The organism is Haloferax sp. S2CR25, from assembly GCF_031624535.1.
Lineage (GTDB): Archaea > Halobacteriota > Halobacteria > Halobacteriales > Haloferacaceae > Haloferax > Haloferax massiliensis.
On sequence record NZ_JAMQOO010000002.1, the window covers coordinates 77,800 to 97,241 of the forward strand.

The following is a 19,442-nucleotide window of genomic DNA, read 5'->3' on the forward strand; positions in this document are numbered from 1 at the left end:
ATCAGCTAACGAAGCGCTTTTTCATACACCACGATTCAATCCAACCAATGAGCACAGATGACCTCGAAACCGACCTCACGCGGAACACGGAGAACGCGCCGCGTGAGCTGCTGACGCGGTCGTTCTTCTTCCTGTGCGCGGCGCTGTCCGTCGTGACGACCCTCAGTATCGTCGGGCTCCTCATCACGGAGGCGGCCAAGTTCTTCACGCTGACAGCCCCGCTGATGGGAGTGACGGGGGAGACGGCGTCCGTCGTCGACTTCCTCACCGGAACCACCTGGCAGATACACAGCCAAGAGTTCGGCGTGCTGTCGCTCGTGTCGGCGACGCTGATGGTCACCATCGGGTCGGCCGTCATCGCGCTCCCGCTCGGCGTCGCCACCGCCATCTACCTCAGCGAGTACGCGAGCGCGCAGGCCCGGTCGATTCTCAAACCCGCGCTGGAAATCCTCGCCGGCGTCCCGACGGTCGTCTACGGCTTCTTCGCGCTCATCTACATCACGCCGGCGCTGGAAGTCGTCTTCCCCGACATCGGGACGTTCAACATGCTCTCTGCGAGCATCGTCGTCGGCATCATGATCATCCCGATGGTCGCCTCAATCAGCGAGGACGCGATGTCCGCCGTCCCCGACGAACTCCGACAGGCGGGCTACGGTATGGGCGCGACGAAGTTCGACGTGTCGACCGGCATCGTCGTCCCCGCCGCGCTCTCAGGCATCTTCTCTTCTTTCATCCTCGCGCTCTCGCGCGCTATCGGCGAGACGATGGCCGTCACCGTCGCCGCGGGCGCGCAGGCGAAGTTCCTCAACCCGCTCAATCCCGCATCGTACCTCGAAGGCGCGCTGCCCATGACCGCCGCGATGGTCCAGCTTCTCACCGGAGACATCACCGGCGGCGGGCTGGCCTACCGCAGCCTGTTCGCCATCGGTCTCGTGCTCTTCGTCATCACGCTCATCATGAACGTTATCAGCGACTACGTCTCGCGACGCTACCGGGAGGCCTACTGAGATGGCGACCGACACCGAACCCGGCCGCGTCGAAGACTTCGGACAGGTCAGTCGAACCGCCGGAACCGTCTTCCGGTACCTGCTTTTGGGCGCGACGATGTTCGGCATCGTCACGCTCGCCGTCCTCCTCGTCTACGTCGCCAACGACGCGATTCGCCCGCTCACCGCGGACCTCGGTTGGCACCTCACGTTCTTCCTGACGCTCGTCGTCCCCACGGCGGTCGTCGGCGGCTACCTCGCACGCCGGAACGTCCCGGCGCTCAAACTCGGCGGCATGGTCGTCGGGATGCTCGCCGTCTCCCTGATGTTCAGCGGCGGCGTCGCCATCGTCTTCGTCGACATCATCCCGCCGCTGACCGGCCTCTCGTACGTCATCGGCCTCATCGTTCCGGCGGCGCTCGTCGTCGTCCTGACGAAGTACGAACAGCAGATACCGTTCACGCTCCGCGTCGCCGTGACCGGAGCCGTCTTCCTCCTCTCGCTCGTCGGCGTCCCGGGGTACTACCACAGCATTCCCGAAATCGTCCGCCAACTCCCCGTGGTCCCCGCCGACTGGGTGATTCTGACGCTCGTCCTCGGCGGCGTGACCGCGGTCGTCGTCAGCCAGTACGTCGCTCGAATCCGCGAGGACACCACGGCCGGCCTCGCCGCGGGCGCGTCTGCGTTCGTTTTGACCGGCCTCGCGGCCGTCGTCGGCCCGACGGTCGGCGTCAACGCGAACGCCGCCGCCGTCGTCACGTCGGTCGCGTTCGTCCCGACGGTCGCCTACGCCGGCGGCGCGGCGGTCACCCGCGAACGGGAGCGAATCGGGCTGGTGCTCGCCGGAGTCGTCATCGGCGGGTCGCTCGTCGGCGCGGCCGCGGTCGACGCGCTCGGCTTCGCCGGCCCGCAGTCGTGGGTCGACTGGCAGTTCCTCACGAGCGCCCACAGCGGGACCGCGGAGAACGCCGGTCTCTACCCGGCCATCGGCGGCTCCATCCTGCTGATGGCGACGGTCGCCGCCCTCTCGTTCCCGCTCGGCGTCGGCGCGGCGGTGTACCTCGAAGAGTACGCCCCCGACAACGCCTTCACCCGATTCGTCGACGTGAACATCTCGAACCTCGCCGGCGTCCCCTCGGTCGTCTACGGCCTGCTCGGGCTCGGCGTGTTCGTCACCTACCTCGGCCAGCCCACGGGGACGGTCATCATCGGCGGCGCGACGCTCGCGCTCCTCATCCTGCCCATCGTCATCATCTCCTCGCGCGAGGCGATTCGCGCGGTGCCCGGCGACATGCGGCAGGCGTCCTACGGCATGGGCGCGACGCGCTGGCAGACCGTGAAGAACGTCGTCCTCCCGGAGGCGTTCCCCGGCATCCTGACCGGGACCATCCTCGCGCTCGGCCGGGCCATCGGCGAGACCGCGCCGCTCATCATGATCGGCGCGCCGAACGTCCTTTTCACCCTACCGACGGAGCTCTCGTCGAAGGTGAGCGCGATGCCCCTGCAGGTGTACGCGTGGTCCAGCCTGTTCGCCAGCGAGGACTTCTACACGAAGGCCGTCCCGGCCGGCGTCGTCGTCCTCCTGGCGGTCCTCCTCGCCATGAACTCCGTCGCCATCGTCCTGCGAAACAAGTTCGAAAGTGGAAACTGAACGTCACCAATGAGCCAAAGAGACAAAGCACCCGAGGGAGAACAGCAAGCCATGAACGGAACAGAGGACCCGACGAACGACGAGATGCTCGTCGAAACCGACGTGAGCGACGGGCTCTCTGCGTCGGCGAACTCGGTGGCCGACAACGCCGAGACCGTCATCAGCTCGGAGGACATCAACGTCTGGTACGGCGACGACCACGCGCTCACCGACATCTCGATGGACATCCCCGAGAACAGCGTGACCGCGATGGTCGGTCCCTCCGGCTGCGGGAAGTCCACGTTCCTCCGCTGTATCAACCGCATGAACGACCTCATCGACGTCGCCCGCGTCGAGGGTCGACTCACGCTCCGCGGTAAGAACGTCTACGACGACGACGTCGACCCCGTCGCGCTCCGCCGCCGCGTCGGCATGGTGTTCCAGAAGCCGAACCCGTTCCCCAAGAGCATCTACGAGAACGTCGTCTACGGCCTGAAGATTCAGGGCATCGACGCCGACTACGACGAGGTCGTCGAGGAGTCGCTCAAGCGCGCCGCCCTCTGGGACGAGGTGAAAGACCGCCTCCACGAGTCCGGGCTCGACCTCTCCGGCGGCCAACAACAGCGCCTCTGTATCGCCCGCGCCATCGCGACCGACCCCGAAGTGCTGCTCATGGACGAGCCCGCGTCGGCGCTCGACCCGGTGGCGACCTCGCAGATCGAAGACCTCGTCGAGGAACTCGCCGAGGACTACACCGTCGTCATCGTCACCCACAACATGCAGCAGGCGGCGCGTATCTCCGACAAGACCGCCGTCTTCCTCACCGGCGGCGAACTCGTCGAGTTCGACGACACCCAGAAAATCTTCGAGAACCCCGAGAGCCAGCGCGTCGAAGACTACATCACCGGCAAGTTCGGATAACCCCGTTCCCGCTCGCGAACCCCCGGGTCGCTTCTGTGAGACGTTCGATTCACGCCGCGGAGCGACGCCCGCGTCCCGCCGTCGCGCATTCGACACGGTCGTTCGAGACGGACCGGCGACTCGACCACCGGAACCATCACAAGGAATTTCACGTCCCCTATCGGAACGTCACGTATGGCCAGAAACACGTACCAATCTCGCCTCAATCAGCTCGAAGAGGACGTGTTGTATCTCAGCGAACTCGTCTCGGAGCGAGTTCGGTACGCCCTCGACGCGCTCGAAGACAAAGACGAGCGGAAGGCCCAGGAGGTCATCGAGGGCGACCACGAAATCAACCGTATCTACCTCGACTTAGAACAGGACTGCATCGACCTGCTCGCGCTCCAACAGCCCGTCGCGGGCGACCTGCGATTCATCGCGGCGTCGTTCAAGATCATCACCGACCTCGAACGCATCGGCGACCTCGCGACCAACCTCGCGCAGTACGCCATCGACGCCGAAAACGACGTGTACGCGGAAGTCGACATCCGCCGCATCGGCGACGCCGCCCTCGACATGGTCGACCAGGCGATGGACGCCTACGAGACCGAAGACACGGACCTCTGTCAGTCCGTGGCGGAGCGCGACGACGACCTCGACGCGATGTGTGACAGCGCCTCGGAGAGCATCGTCCGCGACCTCATGAACGGCGACGACTTCGAGGGCGACGGCGACCTCGACCCCGAAAGCGCCCTCGTCGACGTGCGCCGACTCCTGCTTACGGTGCGCGACCTCGAACGCATCGGCGACCACGCCGTCAACGTCGCGGCGCGGACGCTCTACATGATAGACAACGACGACTCCCTGCTGTTCTGAGGCACGTCGGCGCTCGGGTGGCTCGGTCGGCCGCGGTTCGGTCAACGTGGCCCGGACCGAATCCCGGCGTTCTCCGCATTTTCCGAACGGGTCAGGCGGACGTCTGCATGAACAGATACCCGAACATCAGCCCCGCAGTTCCGACAGCCACAGCACTGTAGAGCAGGACGTACTTCAGCGAGTACGCTGACGCGTACCAGACTGCGGCGGCGGCCGCGACGAGCGAAATGCCGAGCGTGCCGTACACCACGGGCATCCCCTCAAGCGATAGTCGGTGCGCCAGTAGCGCTTCGGCGGTGTGGGGCGCGAGGGCACCAGCGCAGACGACGAGGAACCCGCTGGTGAGCCGTCGGTCGGTGTGGGCGGACACACTATCGAACCGGCTGTACCAGACAATATGTTTTCTGGTTGCCACTATTGGCGCGTGGGAAAACCGAAGCTCCGGCTGACGCGAGTGAGTCCAAAAAGAAAAACCAGAACCACCGACCGCCGACCGCCGTCAAACCGGCTTACTGGAAGCCGATGCGGCCGCCGTCGCGGGTGTCGGGCGACAGGCCCTCGCGGGAGCCACCCTTGAACTGGTCTTGGATGTCCTCGTAGTAGCGCATCAGTTCCTCGGTGATGGTCGGGCGGACCGACTCCATCGCCTTGCGGAAGTGGCGCATCTCGATTTCCTCGGCGTCGGCGTCCTCGCGGAGCGCCTCGATGGCCGCCTCGCGGCAGATGGATTCGAGGTCGGAGCCGACGTAGCCGTCGGTTATCTCCGCGATTTCGCGGAGGCTCACGTCGGGGGCGAGCGGGCTCTGCTGCGTGTGGATGTCGAGAATCTGCTCGCGGCCCTCCTCTTCGGGCTGGCCGATGAGCACGAGGCGGTCGAACCGGCCCGAGCGGATGAGCGCGGGGTCGATCATGTCCGGGCGGTTCGTCGCCGCGATGACCATGACGTTGCCCGCGTCTTCGAGGCCGTCCAACTCCGTCAGGAGCTGGTTGACGACGCGCTCGGAGACGTTGTTGCCCATGTCGTTGCCGCGGGCGGGGGCGAGCGCGTCCAGCTCGTCGAAGAAGATGATAGTCGGCGAGACCTGCCGCGCCTTGCGGAATGTCTGCCGAATCGCCTTCTCCGACTCGCCGACCCACTTCGACAGCAGCTGCGGGCCGCGCACCGAGATGAAGTTCGCGTTCGTCTCGTTGGCGACGGCCTTCGCTATCAGGGTCTTCCCCGTGCCGGGTGGCCCGTAGAGGAGCACGCCCTTCGGGGCCTCGATACCCATCCGCTGGAACTTCTCGGGCGTGGTCAGCGGCCACTCGACGCTCTCTTGGACCTTCTGTTTGGGCCCTTCGAGCCCGCCGACGTCGTTCCACGTGACCTTCGGAATCTCGACGAGCACCTCGCGCATCGCCGAGGGTTCGACCTCGCCGAGCGCGCCGCCGAAGTCGTCGTTCTTGACGACCATGCGGTCGATGAGGCTCGGCGGGATGTCCTCCCTGTCGAGGTCGATTTCGGGGAGGTAGCGCCGGAGCGCCTTCATCGCGGCCTCCTTGGTCAGCGCCTCGATGTCCGCGCCGACGAAGCCGTGGGTGTCGTCGGCGAGGTCGTCGAGGTCCACGTCGTCCGAAAGCGGCATCCCGCGGGTGTGAATCTGGAGAATCTCCTTGCGGCCCTCCTCGTCGGGCACGCCGATTTCGATTTCGCGGTCGAACCGGCCGGGACGGCGGAGCGCGGGGTCCACCGAGTCGACGCGGTTCGTCGCCGCGATGACGATGACCTGTCCGCGGGCTTCGAGCCCGTCCATCATCGTCAAGAGTTGGGCGACGACCCGGCGTTCGACCTCGCCGGTCACGTCCTCACGCTTGGGCGCGATGGAGTCGAGTTCGTCGATGAAGATGATGCTCGGCGACTCCTCTTTGGCGTCCTCGAATATCTCGCGGAGCTGTTGTTCGGACTCGCCGTAGTACTTCGAGATGATTTCCGGCCCTGCGATAGAGAAGAAACTCGCCGAGGTCTCGTTGGCGACCGCGCGGGCGAGAAGCGTCTTCCCGGTGCCCGGCGGCCCGTGGAGCAACACCCCCTGCGGGGGCTCGATGCCCAGTTTCTTGAATATCTGGGGGTGTTTCATCGGCAGTTCGACCATCTCGCGGACGCGCTGAATCTCGTTGGTCAGGCCGCCGATATCCTCGTAGGTGATGCCGCCGCCGGCCTTCTCGAAGCCCGAGATGGGCTCCTCGCGGAGTTCGACGTCGGTGTCCTCGGTGACGAGGACGACGCCGTCGGGCTTCGTCTCGACGGCGATGAGCGGAATCGCCTGTCCGGGCGACCGCATAAACGGGTGATTCGTGCTCGACATCACCGGGACGATGTCGCGTTCGACCACGGGCCGCTTGAGAATCTGCCGTTTGACCATGCCGGCCGCGTCGGACCCGAACTGCACGCTCGCCTCCTCCGGCGGCGCAAGTACGAGTTTGTCGGCCTTCGTGGCCTCTGCCTTGCGGATGGTGACCCGCTCGCCGATGCCCACGTCGGCGTTCTGCCGCGTGAACCCGTCGATGCGGACCGTATCCGTGTTCCAGTCCTGCCGGTCTGCCCGCCACACCTTCGCGGCGGTCGTCTTCCCTCCCTCTATCTCGATGATGTCTCCCGGCGAGAGCTTGAGATGGAGCAAGGTGTCCGGATCAAGACGGGCGATGCCGCGTCCCGAGTCGTTCGGGTACGCTTTCGCCACTTCGAGTTGGACTTCGTTCATGATTACCTCGCGGGGATGCTGATACCTGTGAGAGGCCATCGGATAAGTCCTTCCCCGGTCGGCCCGAGGCACCGTCCTCTCGTGGTTACAGCCTAGCACATCGTAGGGCGGGCCGCTACTAATCCCTACCGACCGGACAGGGGGCGGCGCGTCGATGCCCGGCGTTTTTACGCTCGAACACGACAGTTCACGCATGCGACTCCTCGCGTTCGACGGTCGGATGGGTGCCAGCGGCGACATGCTCCTCGGCGCGCTCGTCGCCGTCGGTGCCGACCCGTCCGTCCTCTCGCCCGTCGAAGACGCCCTCGACGTGACCTACCGCGTCCACGAGGTCGACAAAAACGGCATCCTCGCGACCAAGGTGGACGTGCTCCTCCCTGAGGCCGACGGGGGCGACCCCCGCGGCGAGGGCCACGGCGACGACCACAGACACCAGCCCGAACCCGAGAGCGGCGACGGCGACGACGGGGGAGACTCCGACGACGCTGACGGTGACGACGAAGACGAGCACAGCAACCAACACCAGTACCGTCACCACGACCACGCTCACGACGAGGAAGGACACGACCACGGCACCGACGACGGACACGGCCAGTCGCACGCCGACCACGGCCACTCACACGACCACGGCCACTCACACGACCACGACCACTCGCATACTCACGACGACCATCACCACCACGGCCATTCGCATACTCACGCCGACCACGACGGCCACACTCACGCCGAGGGCCACGGCCCGCACCGGACCTACCCCGAGGTCGTCGACCTCGTCGAATCGATGGGCTTGCCCGCGAGCGTGGTCGGGGACGCGACGGCCATCTTCCGCGTGCTCGGCGAGGCCGAGGCCGAGGTCCACGGCACCGACCTCGACGAGACCCACTTCCACGAGGTCGGCGCGGACGACGCCATCGCCGACGTGGTCGGGGTCTGTCTCCTCCTCGACGACCTCGACGTGGACCGGGTCGTCACCGGCCCGGTCGCCGTCGGCGGCGGCCAGGCCGAGATGAGCCACGGAACCTACCCGGTCCCCGCGCCCGCCGTGGTCAACATCGCCGCGGCGGCCGACTGGTCGGTCCGCGGCGGTCCCGTCGAATCCGAACTGCTCACCCCCACGGGCGCGGCCATCCTCGCGCACCTCGCCGAGGGCGTCGAGACGCTCCCGTCGATGTCGGTCGAGTCGTCCGGCTACGGGGCCGGCGGTCGGGAGTTCCCCGACCACCCGAACGTCCTCCGCGCCGTCGTCGGCGACGGCGGTTCGCGGCTCGTCCGCGACGATATCTCCGTCCTCGAAACGAACCTCGACGACGCCACGCCCGAGGTCCTCGGCGGGCTACAGGAGACCCTGACGGACGCCGGCGCGCGCGACGTGACCATCGTCCCGACGACGATGAAGAAGTCCCGCCCCGGCCACCTCGTCAAGGTCGTCGTCAAGCCGGAAGACGCCGAGCGCGTCGCCTACCGCCTCGCGGTCGAAACGGGCACGCTCGGAATCCGCGAACACGGGGCGGGGCACCGCTGGACCGCCCGCCGCGAGTTCGAGACCGCGACGCTCGACATCGACGGCGACGACTACGAGGTGAGCGTGAAGGTCGGAAGCGACGCCGACGGCGTCGTCTACGACCGAAGCGCTGAGTACGACGACGCGCTGGCGGTGGCGAAAGAGACGGGGCTTCCGGTCCGAGAGGTCATGCGCCGCGCCGTCGACGCGGTGGCGTCGGGCGGCGGTGAGTGAGTGATTCGCTGAGTTCCCTCCCCGAGACGCTTCGCCGAAAAAACCGTTCGCTGCCGACCCGTCAGGTCACTTCTCGTTGAACTGCGGCCGGGAGTTGAACGGCGCGAACGTCCCCGCGGGGTTGTTGACGTGGACCCACGCGTGGAGACCCCAGTGTCCCGCCGCGAAGCCCCACATGCCGTCGTCGCTGTCGCCGTGGAACGGGTCCGGGAACGGTCCCCCGTAGTTCGGCGCCTCGTCGAACAGGTACTCTGCCGCGCCGAGGACGAGCGTTTCCTTGCCGTTGCCCTCGTTTCTCCCGTAGACGAGCGCGGCGGGCTTGGTGATATCGACCTCGTCGTCGTCGTTCTCGATGACGTAGTTCTCGTTCACGTAGTGGTAGCCCATGCCCGGCACGAACGGACTGCCGAGGACGTAGCCGTCCGCGATTGCCTTCCGAACGTCGGCGTACTTGGACGTGGCCGCCCGAACCGACGCGAGTTCGCGCTGGAGCGCCCCGCGGTGCGCCGCCGCGGGCGCGGCGAACGCGCCGACCGAGAGCGCGCCGACGCCGAGTGCCTTCAGATACGTCCGTCGCCCGAGTTCGGGGGTGCGTGATGTGCTCATGCGACACGGAATACGCGCCGGGAGAACGTAGGTATGAATCGGGCGCGGTGCGTCTCATAAACCGAGAGTCGCGTTAATAGCGTTCTTCGTGGGCCGACCACTCGAAACGGAGGTTCCTCAACCGGCCGCGTAGAGCCCCGTTAGGCGGCCGTTAACGACGTCAGGGCCGCCGGTATGGACGCTCACTCCTCGCGGGAGCGGTGTTCGTCCAACGCCTCGTCGATGCTCAGTTCCCCGCCGGCGACGCGGCGCGCGAGGCCGTCGTCGATGGTGCGGTTGTCGGCCGACGCCTCCCGGGAGCGCGCCTTGATGCGCGTGAGTTCGCCCTCGGTCGGCTCTATCTCGCGGGACTCGATGCGCTCGCCGCCCCGGCGGGCGATGTTCACCGCGGCGAGCACGTCGCCCATGCCGCGCGCGCCGCTTCCGAGGTAGGGCGTCGTCCCGGTCTCGTCGACGAGCTCGACCGCGACGCCGTCGAGTTCGTTGATGAGCTTCGCGCCCTGTAAGCGCGCGCCGTCGCCGATGCGGACCACGGGGTCGACCGCGTCGTCGGTCTCCTCTCGGATGACGTCGACGGCGTCCGAAAGCGGGACGTGGAACGCGGCGACGACCGTCTCGCCCGAGAGGACCGCGATACCCGGTCTGGTTCCGGGGTCGACGCCGACGACGGTCTGTCCGCCGTCGCCGCGGAGGCTGGCGAGCGCCTCGTCGACGGCGCGGCGCACGTCGTCGCCGGTCGCGGTCACGCGGGTCACGTTTCGGTCGGAGCCCGTGCCGTCGAGGTCGTCGTCGGGGCCGGTGAGGAGCACCCGCGCCCGCTCGGGCAGGGGGTCGCCCGGCTCGACGGTCGTAAACGTGACACCTCGGCTCCGGAGTTCGGACACGGCCTCGTGGTAGAGGTCGAAATCGGCGGTGGCGACGACTATCACGGAGGTCCCTTGGCGACGGCGACGAATAAAGCGTCGTGCGCGAGTCGCCGTGGCGGTCGCGGACCGGCGTCGAGGCGGCGGTCGGTCGCGCGACTGCGAGTTCCCCCGAGACCGTCCGCGGCGACCGGGGTCTTTTTCGGCCGGTGGCTCTCACCACCAGACGTGACAGAGTCAGTCTCCACCGGCTGTGACGCGCTCGACGACCTCCTCGACGGCGGGTTCGAACGCGGCACCGTCACGCAGGTGTACGGTCCCTCCGCGGCCGGCAAGACGAACGTCGCGCTCTCGGCGGCGGTCCGGGTCGCCGCCGCGGGCGGCACCGTCGTCTACATCGACACCGAGGGCCTGTCGGTCGACCGCTTCCAACAGCTCGCGGAGGCGGTCGCCCCCGAGGACGTGGAGTCTGTGACCTCGCGGCTGATGATAAGCGAGGCGTACGACTTCGAGGACCAAGAACAGGCCGTCCGCGACGCCGAGGAGTTCGCCGCCAGCGCCGACCTCATCGTCCTCGATTCGGCGACCGGCTTCTACCGGCTCGAACGGACCGCCGAGGGCGACGGCGGCGAGGCGCTCCGCCGGGTGGCACGGCAGGTCACGCACCTGCTGTCGCTGGCGCGCAAACACGACCTCGCGGTCGTCCTGACGAATCAGGTGTACGCCGACCCCGACACCGACCGGACGCGCGCGCTCGGCGGCCACACCCTCGAACACTGGACCGGCACCGTCGTCCGCCTCGACCGGTTCCGCGGCGGCAACCGCCGGGCGACGCTCGAAAAGCACCGCGCGAAACCCGCCGGTGAGACGGCGACGTTCAAGATAACGGACCGCGGGCTCTCCGCGGCTGACGTGTAGAAAAAGGTCGACGCGGCCGGGCGGACGACCCGGCCGAATCCCGCTCCTGTGTTCGGTTTGCGTTACAGCTCGGGCGTTCGGTGCGCCCCGGCGACTCGGCGGCGTTACAGCTCGTTGAGCTTGCGGAGCAGCTGGCCGCGGTAGCGCTCGTCGGCCTCGAAGCCCTTGACTTCGAGCACGTTGCGTTCGAGCTTGTCGAGCGCGACGTGGAACGCGTGTTCCGCGCCGTAGCCCTCGCCGCTGCCGGCCAGTTGGCCGTGGCTCGTGCGGAGCCGAATCTGGCACTGGATGAGCGGCGTGCCGCGGAGCTTCTCCTTGTGCTCGTGGAAGCGGACGTGGGCGTGGAGCACGCTCATCCGCTGGTACTTGTCGGCGACCTCGGTGATAGCCGAGTTGATGTCGGCGCGGCTCAGCGTTTCGAGGAGGCCGATGTTCGTGACCTGCACGTCCATCTGCTCTTCTTCGGTGTAGGTGAGCGCGCGGAGCACGTCGGTTTTGGTCACCACGCCGAGGACTTCGCCGTCGTCGTCGGCCGGCGTGACGACGAGGCCGGCGATGTCGTTTTCCAGCATGCGCGCGACCGCCTCGCGGACGCTCTCTTCGGGCGTCGCCGTGCGCGCCGGGCTGGTCATGAGGTCGTAGACCGGGAGGTCGAGCATGCGGTCGGTGTCGCCGCGGCGGTCCTGTTTGCCCTGCCGACCCTCGTCGCGCACCATGAACTCGACGAGGTCGTAGGTGGTCAGGATACCTTCGAGGCGGCCCTCGTCGTTGACGACCGGGAGCCGCGAGACGCCGTGTTCGCGGAGGCGGTTGATGGCCTGCCCGAGGTGGTCGCGCTCGCCGACGGTGATCACGTCGTCGGTGTAAATCTGCTCGACGGTCAGCGCGTCGAGGTTGTCGAGGACGGCTTCGAGGATGGCGTCCTGCGTGATGATGCCGTACTGTTTTTCGCCCTCGTAGACCGGCGCGACCTTCGTGTCGCCCTCGACGAGCATCCGCGCGACCTCGCGCACGTTCTCGTGACGGTCTATCTTGGGGACGGCCTTCGTCAGCGCGGCCGCTTTGGTGCTGTCTTCGACGTGCGAGTTGATGAGCTGTTTCTCACCGATGACGCCCGCGTACTCGCCGTCGTCCTGAACGATGATGCCCTTAGGGTTTTCCCGCTCGAAGATGGAGCGGACTTTGCCTAATCGCTCGTCAACGTCGACCTCGATGAAATCAGGAGTGGCGATATCAGCAATATCCATAATACATCCTTACATACAACGCCTCGTCTCTTGAAGGTTCGTCCCGTTTCCACCCGCTAGGAAGGACCGAAATCGCAAGGCCACGAGGGGCTGAAGGGGCGAATTCCGCCGGCAGACGGCCTATGACCATTGTTAACACTCACATTTCGCTGAATGTCGCCGTTTCTCGCCGACGCGTCGGCCGGGGACACCGTCCGCGAGGGACAGTACTCTCAGTTGGTTGTCAGCCGTTGCCGGGTCGTTCCGGGGGCGTGTCGGTCTAACTTCCCCGCCGACATCGAACCAGTTAGATTCCTGAATCCGGCGGTAGTTCGGGCCTAACCGGCCGAATCTGGTCATCTAGTCGCTCCATACTTACAGCAGTTCCTACCGTTCAGTATTTCCAGAGAATGGCGTCTCCTGACAAGAACTCCCAGACTGACCGCCGCGATGGCGAAGAATCGTTCCGAGCAGACGGTGGCTCCGCCCAACTGGTCCCCACGACCGGTCCGGAGGCGATGGCCGCCCGCGCGAGTGAACTCCCGGTCCCCGCGTCGGACCGCATCGAGTACGGCCCCGCCGACCCCGTCGAAGGCGAGGCGGAAGACGAGGACCGCCCGGAAACGCTCCGGGAGGCCGTCCTCCGCGAGGTGAAGGCGTTCTTCGCCGAAATCGACGACGAGACGGCGTTCGCGCCCGCGCCCTCCGAGGCGTTCATCGAAGACAGGTTCTTCGACTTCGCGTTCCTCGAAGGCGTCGAGGCCGTCGAACACTACTGGGTGAACAAACCCTTCGCGTTCGTCTCCATCCTGTACGACCACGAGCGGCGCGAACACCGGTACCACGTGAGCGAGCCGCGCCTCGACGACTTCGAGGACTTCGTGCGCGAGGACCTGACGAAGATTCTGCGCAACAGCCTCTTGTACCGCGACCTCGACGCCGACGGCGACCGCGAGGACGTCTTCGACGACGAGGCCCGCGGGATAATCACCGAACACGCCGCGACGGTCGAAGACGGGTCGCTCTGGAAGCTGTTTTACTTCCTGCTCCGCGACTTCATCCACTTCGGCCGCATCGACCCCGTGATGCGCGACCCCGGCATCGAGGACATCTCCTGTGACGGCGACGACGTGCCCGTCTACGTCTTCCACAGCGTCTACCGGGACGTGCCGACGAACGTCGTCTTCGACGACGGCGACCTCTCGTCGTTCACCATCCGCCTCGCGCAACGCGCGGGCAAGCAGGTCACCGTCTCCGACCCGCTCGTGGACGCGAGCCTCCCGGACGGCTCTCGCGTCCAGTTGACCCTCGGCTCTGACATCGCCACCCGCGGGTCGAACTTCACCATCCGGAAGTTCTCGGACGTGCCGCTGTCGCCGGTCGACCTCGTGCGCTGGAACACCTTCAGCGTCGAGCAGATGGCGTACTTCTGGCTCGCCATCGAGAACAACCGCTCTCTCATCTTCGCGGGCGGCACGGGCTCCGGGAAGACCACCTCGATGAACGCGGTGTCCTTCTTCGTCCCCGGCCACGCGAAGGTCGTCTCCATCGAGGACACCCGCGAAATCACCCTCCCGCACGACAACTGGATTCAGTCGGTCACCCGCGACACGTTCACGGCCGACGGCCGCGGCGAGGTGTCGATGTACGCGCTCCTGCAGGCCGCGCTCCGACAGCGCCCCGAGTACCTGCTGGTCGGCGAGATTCGCACGGAAGAGCGCGTCGCGCTGACGTTCTTCCACTCCATCGCCACGGGCCACACCGCGTACACGACGTTCCACGCCGACTCCTCGGAGGGCGTGGTCCACCGCATGCGCAACGAGCCCCTCGGCGTGCCCGCCCAGATGCTCTCGGACCTCGACATCATCTCGGTCCAAAAGCAGATTCACCTCGACGGCGACCGGACCCGCCGGAACATCGCCGTCACCGAAATCGCCGGCGTCGACGACGACGGCGAGGTCGAACTCCGCGACGTGTTCAAGCGCAACCCCGAAAACGACGCCCACGAGCGCGTCGGCGACTCCGTCGTCCTCGACGAAATCGCCGCCGAGCGCGGCTGGACGAAGGCCGACCTCAAGTACGAACTCGACATCCGCGCCGACGTGCTCCGGTACATCGCCGCCTCGGGCGTCGACGACTACCTGACGGTGTCGGCGATGATTCGCCGCTTCGAGCGCGACCGCGAGGGCCTCCTCGCGCACGTCTACGCCGAGACCTCGCTGGTCTCCGTCGACGACGAGGCCGACGAACACGACGACGACGCGGCCGACGAGGCTGACGCCCCGGCCGACGACCTCGACGACGACGAAATCGAGGTCTCGCCCGAGACCGAGCGGCTCCTCGCGGACCTGTTCGACATCGAGTTAGACGACGACGCTGACGGCGACGAAACGCCCGACGCCGCCGAGGCGGAGGCCGCCCCCGAACCCGCGCCCGCCGCCGAAAGCGACGACGCTGATGCCGGCGCAGACGACGCGGAAGCCGATTCCGCTGTCGTCGCAGACGCCGTCGAGTTCGACGATGTCGCGGAGGCCGGCCCCGCGCCGGCCGATGACGCCTCGGACGCCTCGGACGCCTCGGACGCCTCGGATGCCGACGAAACCGACGACTCCGAATCCGTGACCGACGACGACGACCGGGAGGCCGACGATGCCCGCTGACTCGTCGGCGTCGGTTCCCCTGCCCGACTACGAGGTCGAGCAGTACTTCCCGCGCGAACACTTCGACGAGTCGCCCGAGGAGGTCGAGCGACTCCGCCAGCGCTACGGCTACGTCCGCACGTACTTCAAGCGCCACCCGGCGGGCCACCGCGACCTCCAACGCTGGCTGAACCAGACCCGCGTGGGCACGACCTACGACCTGTATCTCACCCAGTCGATTAAGCTGGCGGCCGTCACCGCGGCGTTCGGCTCGCTCGTCGGGCTCGCGCTCACGTTCGTCCTCGCCCGCACGGGCGTGCTGGCGAACGCGTCGAGCCCCGTGATCCTCGGCATCGCGGCGCGGTACGTCGCCCCGCTCACCCCCTACAAGGTTCCCATCCTCGGCGTGGCCCTCGTCGGCCTCGTCGGCGGGTTAGCGGCCGCCGGGACCTACTACGCCCGGTACTACCTCCCCAAGAGCCGCGCCGAGATGCGCGGCCGGAGCATCGACATCCTGCTCCCGCACGCCATCGTCTACATGTACGCGCTCAGCCACGGCGGGATGAGCTTCCTCGAAGTCATCCGCTCGGTCGCCGACGCGCCCGACTACGGCGAGGTGTCCCGCGAGTTCGAGATGATCGCCCGCGACATGGACCTGTTCGGTAACGACCTGTTCACGGCGCTCCGCAACTCCCGGAACCTGACGCCCTCGATCAACTTCGAGCAGTTCCTCGACGACTTGCTGTCGGTCCTCGACTCCGGCGGCGACGTGACCGCCTTCCTCGACCGCGAGTCCGCGACCTACCTCGAAGAGGCCCGCGACGAACAGGAGGACTTCATCGAGACGCTGTCGATGCTCTCGGAGGTGTTCGTCGCCGCGTTCGTCGCCGCGCCGCTCTTGCTCATCGTCACCCTGATGGTCATCAGCTTCCTCGGCGGCGACACGCTCGTCCAGCTGTACGCGCTGAACTACCTCATCTTCCCGCTCGGGATGGGGCTGTTCTTACTCCTCGTGGACGTGCTCTCCTCGCCGTACACCCAGGACACGGTCCGGACGAAACACGACGTGACCGTCCTCGAAGAGATTCGGACGGTCGCGGTCGACTTCCTCGGCGCGATGCGCCGCGAGGTCCAGCGCGCCCGCGAGGCCCGCTGGGGAAGCGACGGAATCGCCTCCGACGGCGGCTTCGTCGACGAGCGACTCGACGACTACCGCCTCGAAAACGCGGTGTACGAGCTTCGGACGCTCATCGGCGACCCGCTCGACATCATGCGCCGCCAGCCGTACCTCTCGGCGGCCTTCACGGTGCCCGTCGCGCTCCTGTCGGTCGTCGCCGTCTACGCGCTCGGCCTCGCGACGCCGAGCCTCGACGCCATGCTCGCCGACCCGTACAACACGACGGTCTGGTTCGTGGTCCTCCCGTTCGCCATCGTGGCGGTCCCGCTGACGGTGTTCCACGAGCTTCGGACCCGCCGCGAGCGCACCCTCGAACGGCGCTTCCCCGACACGCTGAACCTGCTGTCGAGCGCCAACCAGATGGGCATCTCGCTGGTCGAGTCGCTCGCGCTCGTCTCCCGCTGGTCGAACGGCGCGCTCGCGGACGAACTCCGCGCGCTCCGCAACGACATCCGCTGGAACCACGACGCCCACGCGGCGCTCATGGCGTTCGCCACCCGGCTCAACGTCCCGCAACTCTCGCGGGTCATCCGGCTCATCGCCAGCGGCGGCCGCACCAGCGGCGACCTCTCGCGCGTCCTCAGCGTCGCCGCCGAAGACACCCGCAACCGCTACAAACTGGAGAAGTCCCGCCGTCGCGCGATGGGCTCGTACATCGCCATCGTCGTCATCGGGTACTTCGTCTACCTGTTCGTCATCCTGATGCTCGGCGCGAGCTACCTCGCCCCGCTCGCCGAGATGACCGCGCCCACGACGGCGTCGAACGGGCAGGCGCTCCCCATCGGTATCGGCTCCGTCCCGCTGGCGAACTTCCACGTGGTGTTCTTCCACTCCGCGCTGATTCAGGCGGTCGGAAGCGGGCTCCTCGCCGGCAAACTCGCCGACAACAGCGCCCTCAGCGGGCTGAAGTACGCCCTCGGACTGTCCGCGCTGGCGCTCGTCGCCTTCGCACTGGTGTAAGGCCATGACTCACAACACTCCCAACAACACCCAATACACACACTCGCCCCTCAGGCACGTACTGCGCGGGCTCGTCGCGGGCGCGGCCCGCCGCGGCTCGCACCTCCGCGGTGACCGCCGCGGGGCCTCGGCCATCCTCGGCACGATGCTCGCGTTCGCGCTCGTCGTCTCGCTCGTCGCGATGGTGCAGGTCTCGGCGGTCCCCGCGTGGAACCAACAGACCGAGTTCGAACACCTCACGGCCGCCGAGACCGACTTCGCCGCGTTCGACGAGAGCGTCGCGAAGGCCGTCGACGGCCGGCAGACCCGCGCGACCCTCGACGCCGGCGTCGACTACCCGACCCGCGCGCTGTTCGTCTCGCCCGCCGCAGGCTCCGGAAGCCTCCGGACGACCGACCCCGCGACGGCCCGCATCTCCGGCGCGGTCGCGACCGGCGAGACCGGCACCTACTGGGACGGCTCCGAACACGCGTTCGACACCCAGCAGTTCGTCTACCGCCCCGACTACCGCTACCTCCAGAGCGAGCCCTCGCTCGTCCACGAGGGGACCGCACAGTACACCGCCTACGGCGGCGGCGAGGTCGGCGCGACCCAGTCGCTCGTCGACGGCACCAAGGTCTCGCTCGTCTTCCTCGAAGGCGACATCGACACCGCGACGAGCGAGGCGACCACCTTCGGCGTCGTCCCCCTGAGCGCCGGCACCGACTACATCACGGTCACCGACGCGGGCGCGCCCATCACCATCTCGGTCCCCACTCGGCTCTCCGAGGACACGTGGCGCGACCTGCTTGCCGACGAGCCGAACGTCCGCTCTATCGCCTACGCGACCGGAGCCGACTACAACACCCTGACGGTCGAACTCGCGCCCGGCAAGACCTACGACCTGCGGCTCTCGCGGGTCGGCATCGACACCCCCGGCGCGCTCCAAGCGCCCGCCTACATCGTCGATGTCGAGGGCGACAACGCCGTCGTCCCGCCCGGTGCGAGCCACCGCGCCGTCGTCGAGGTCCGCGACGCGCAGAACAACCCCGTCCCCAACGCGGTCGTCAAGGCCAGCCCCGGCCTGACCGCCGAAAGCGGGCGGGTCGTCGCGCGCGACACCGGTACCGTCTCGACCGTCACCGATTCGGACGGCCGCGCGACGTTCGTCTACACCGCGCCCGGAAGCGTCGACGGCGTCGTCAACGACGAGTTCGACGTGGTCGCCGAGGACGCCGCGGGCGCGACCGTCGACCGCGTGACCTTCGACGTACAGCTCCGCGAAGGCGGCGTCACCGACCCGCTCCGCGGGCTCGTGGCCGCCGTCGACGACCCCGGCTTCGTCTACGCGGACGTCGACGGCAACGGCGAGTTCGACGGCGCGGACTACCGCGTCAACGACACCGGCACGGGCGGCGACGTGAAATACGACGCCGGTACCGACCGGCTCGTCGTCCCGCCGAGCACCGGGACCATCGTCTCCGACCGCGACATCACCCTCGCGGGCGACGGGGTCTCGCTCCACGTCGACGTCGTCGCGACCGGCTCGCACAGCCAAGTCGACGTCGACGCCGGAAGCGGCTCGCTGGCCGCGGTCGGCGTGAGCGTCACCTCGGTCTCGGGGCAGGACATCACCGTGACCGCGGGCGACGAAATCGACCTCTCGGGCGCGTCGGTCACGCAGGGAAGCAAAGCCGGCCTCTCCATCGAGGCCGGCGGCGACGTCGACCTCGACAACGCCGGGGTGACGGTCGCACAGGACAGCAACAGCCTCCGTATCGTCTCGACGAACGGCTTCGTCAGCGCCCGGAGCGCCGACATCAGCGGGAAAGGCGACATCCGCATCGACGGCACGGACGGCGTCGACCTCGCCGGAGCCGGCCTCTCGGGGGTCAAGGACAACGGCGCGCTCGAAGTCGCCTCCGCGCGCGGCGGGGTCAACCTCAACGGCGTGGTCATGCTCGGCGACGGCGACATCGTCGTCGACGCCGAGGGCAACGTCTTCGTCGTCGGCGCGAACATCGCCTCGACCAAGACGGACGTGGAGATAACCTCCGACGGCGGGATGGTCAGCGGCCGCGAGGCCGCCATCTCCGCCGAGGACGACGTGGTCATCACCGCGGCGGTCCGCATCTACCTGCCCGACTCCTCTATCGAAGACGAGGACACGCCCGAACTGAACGCCCCCGAGAAGGAGGTCTGAGCC

Annotated in this window: 14 protein-coding genes; 9 read left to right on the forward strand and 5 right to left on the reverse strand. The window is 67.5% G+C overall.

Annotated features, from left to right (window positions below):
* Nucleotides 1-47: 47 nt before the first annotated feature.
* From pstC to phoU, 4 genes are all read left to right on the forward strand, one after another.
* The gene (gene pstC, locus NDI65_RS05695) at nucleotides 48-1,007 is read left to right on the forward strand and encodes a phosphate ABC transporter permease subunit PstC (protein WP_089781604.1); all 960 of its coding nucleotides are present in this window, start codon (nucleotides 48-50) and stop codon (nucleotides 1,005-1,007) included.
* Nucleotide 1,008: 1 nt separating this feature from the next.
* The gene (pstA, locus tag NDI65_RS05700) at nucleotides 1,009-2,637 is read left to right on the forward strand and encodes a phosphate ABC transporter permease PstA (RefSeq protein ID WP_089781602.1); all 1,629 of its coding nucleotides are present in this window, start codon (nucleotides 1,009-1,011) and stop codon (nucleotides 2,635-2,637) included.
* 51 nt (nucleotides 2,638-2,688) lie between these two features.
* Nucleotides 2,689-3,537 (forward strand): phosphate ABC transporter ATP-binding protein PstB, encoded by an 849-nt coding sequence (gene pstB, locus NDI65_RS05705; RefSeq protein ID WP_089781600.1) that lies wholly within the window; start codon nucleotides 2,689-2,691, stop codon nucleotides 3,535-3,537.
* A 174-nt stretch (nucleotides 3,538-3,711) separates the two neighbouring features.
* Nucleotides 3,712-4,392: a phosphate signaling complex protein PhoU gene (gene phoU, locus NDI65_RS05710; RefSeq protein ID WP_089781598.1), complete on the forward strand. Its 681-nt coding sequence runs from the start codon at nucleotides 3,712-3,714 to the stop codon at nucleotides 4,390-4,392.
* Between the two features lie 91 nt (nucleotides 4,393-4,483).
* Here phoU and NDI65_RS05715 read toward each other — a convergent pair whose 3' ends face one another.
* A complete protein-coding gene (locus tag NDI65_RS05715; RefSeq protein WP_089781596.1) occupies nucleotides 4,484-4,762 on the reverse strand; it encodes a hypothetical protein in 279 nt (92 codons plus the stop codon).
* Nucleotides 4,763-4,901: 139 nt separating this feature from the next.
* The gene (locus tag NDI65_RS05720) at nucleotides 4,902-7,133 is read right to left on the reverse strand and encodes a CDC48 family AAA ATPase (protein WP_089781594.1); all 2,232 of its coding nucleotides are present in this window, start codon (nucleotides 7,131-7,133) and stop codon (nucleotides 4,902-4,904) included.
* Nucleotides 7,134-7,326: 193 nt separating this feature from the next.
* On the opposite strand from NDI65_RS05720, the gene larC reads away from it, so the two are divergent.
* Nucleotides 7,327-8,868, forward strand: a complete 1,542-nt coding sequence (gene larC / locus NDI65_RS05725) for a nickel pincer cofactor biosynthesis protein LarC (protein ID WP_310893471.1) — start codon at nucleotides 7,327-7,329, stop codon at nucleotides 8,866-8,868.
* A 66-nt stretch (nucleotides 8,869-8,934) separates the two neighbouring features.
* On the opposite strand, the gene NDI65_RS05730 is transcribed toward larC, so the two are convergent.
* Nucleotides 8,935-9,474 (reverse strand): hypothetical protein, encoded by a 540-nt coding sequence (locus NDI65_RS05730; RefSeq protein ID WP_310893472.1) that lies wholly within the window; start codon nucleotides 9,472-9,474, stop codon nucleotides 8,935-8,937.
* A gap of 182 nt (nucleotides 9,475-9,656) precedes the next feature.
* Nucleotides 9,657-10,403, reverse strand: a complete 747-nt coding sequence (locus NDI65_RS05735; RefSeq protein ID WP_089781588.1) for a hypothetical protein — start codon at nucleotides 10,401-10,403, stop codon at nucleotides 9,657-9,659.
* Nucleotides 10,404-10,565: 162 nt separating this feature from the next.
* On the opposite strand from NDI65_RS05735, the gene radB reads away from it, so the two are divergent.
* The gene (radB, locus tag NDI65_RS05740) at nucleotides 10,566-11,255 is read left to right on the forward strand and encodes a DNA repair and recombination protein RadB (protein WP_007274534.1); all 690 of its coding nucleotides are present in this window, start codon (nucleotides 10,566-10,568) and stop codon (nucleotides 11,253-11,255) included.
* A gap of 104 nt (nucleotides 11,256-11,359) precedes the next feature.
* Here radB and NDI65_RS05745 read toward each other — a convergent pair whose 3' ends face one another.
* Entirely contained in the window at nucleotides 11,360-12,502 is a 1,143-nt protein-coding gene (locus NDI65_RS05745) for a CBS domain-containing protein (RefSeq protein WP_089781586.1), read from the reverse strand.
* Nucleotides 12,503-12,891: 389 nt separating this feature from the next.
* Here NDI65_RS05745 and NDI65_RS05750 point away from each other — a divergent pair, with 389 nt between their 5' ends.
* The 3 genes from NDI65_RS05750 to NDI65_RS05760 are packed head-to-tail and all read left to right on the forward strand — an operon-like array spanning nucleotide 12,892 to nucleotide 19,439.
* Nucleotides 12,892-15,141 (forward strand): type II/IV secretion system ATPase subunit, encoded by a 2,250-nt coding sequence (locus tag NDI65_RS05750; RefSeq protein ID WP_310893473.1) that lies wholly within the window; start codon nucleotides 12,892-12,894, stop codon nucleotides 15,139-15,141.
* A complete protein-coding gene (locus NDI65_RS05755) occupies nucleotides 15,131-17,257 on the forward strand; it encodes a type II secretion system F family protein (RefSeq protein ID WP_310893474.1) in 2,127 nt (708 codons plus the stop codon). Before NDI65_RS05750 ends, NDI65_RS05755 begins: the two co-directional genes overlap by 11 nt.
* Nucleotides 17,258-17,261: 4 nt before the next feature.
* On the forward strand, nucleotides 17,262-19,439 hold the full coding sequence (locus tag NDI65_RS05760; protein WP_089781581.1) for a hypothetical protein: 2,178 nt from the start codon (nucleotides 17,262-17,264) through the stop codon (nucleotides 19,437-19,439).
* Nucleotides 19,440-19,442 lie beyond the last annotated feature (3 nt).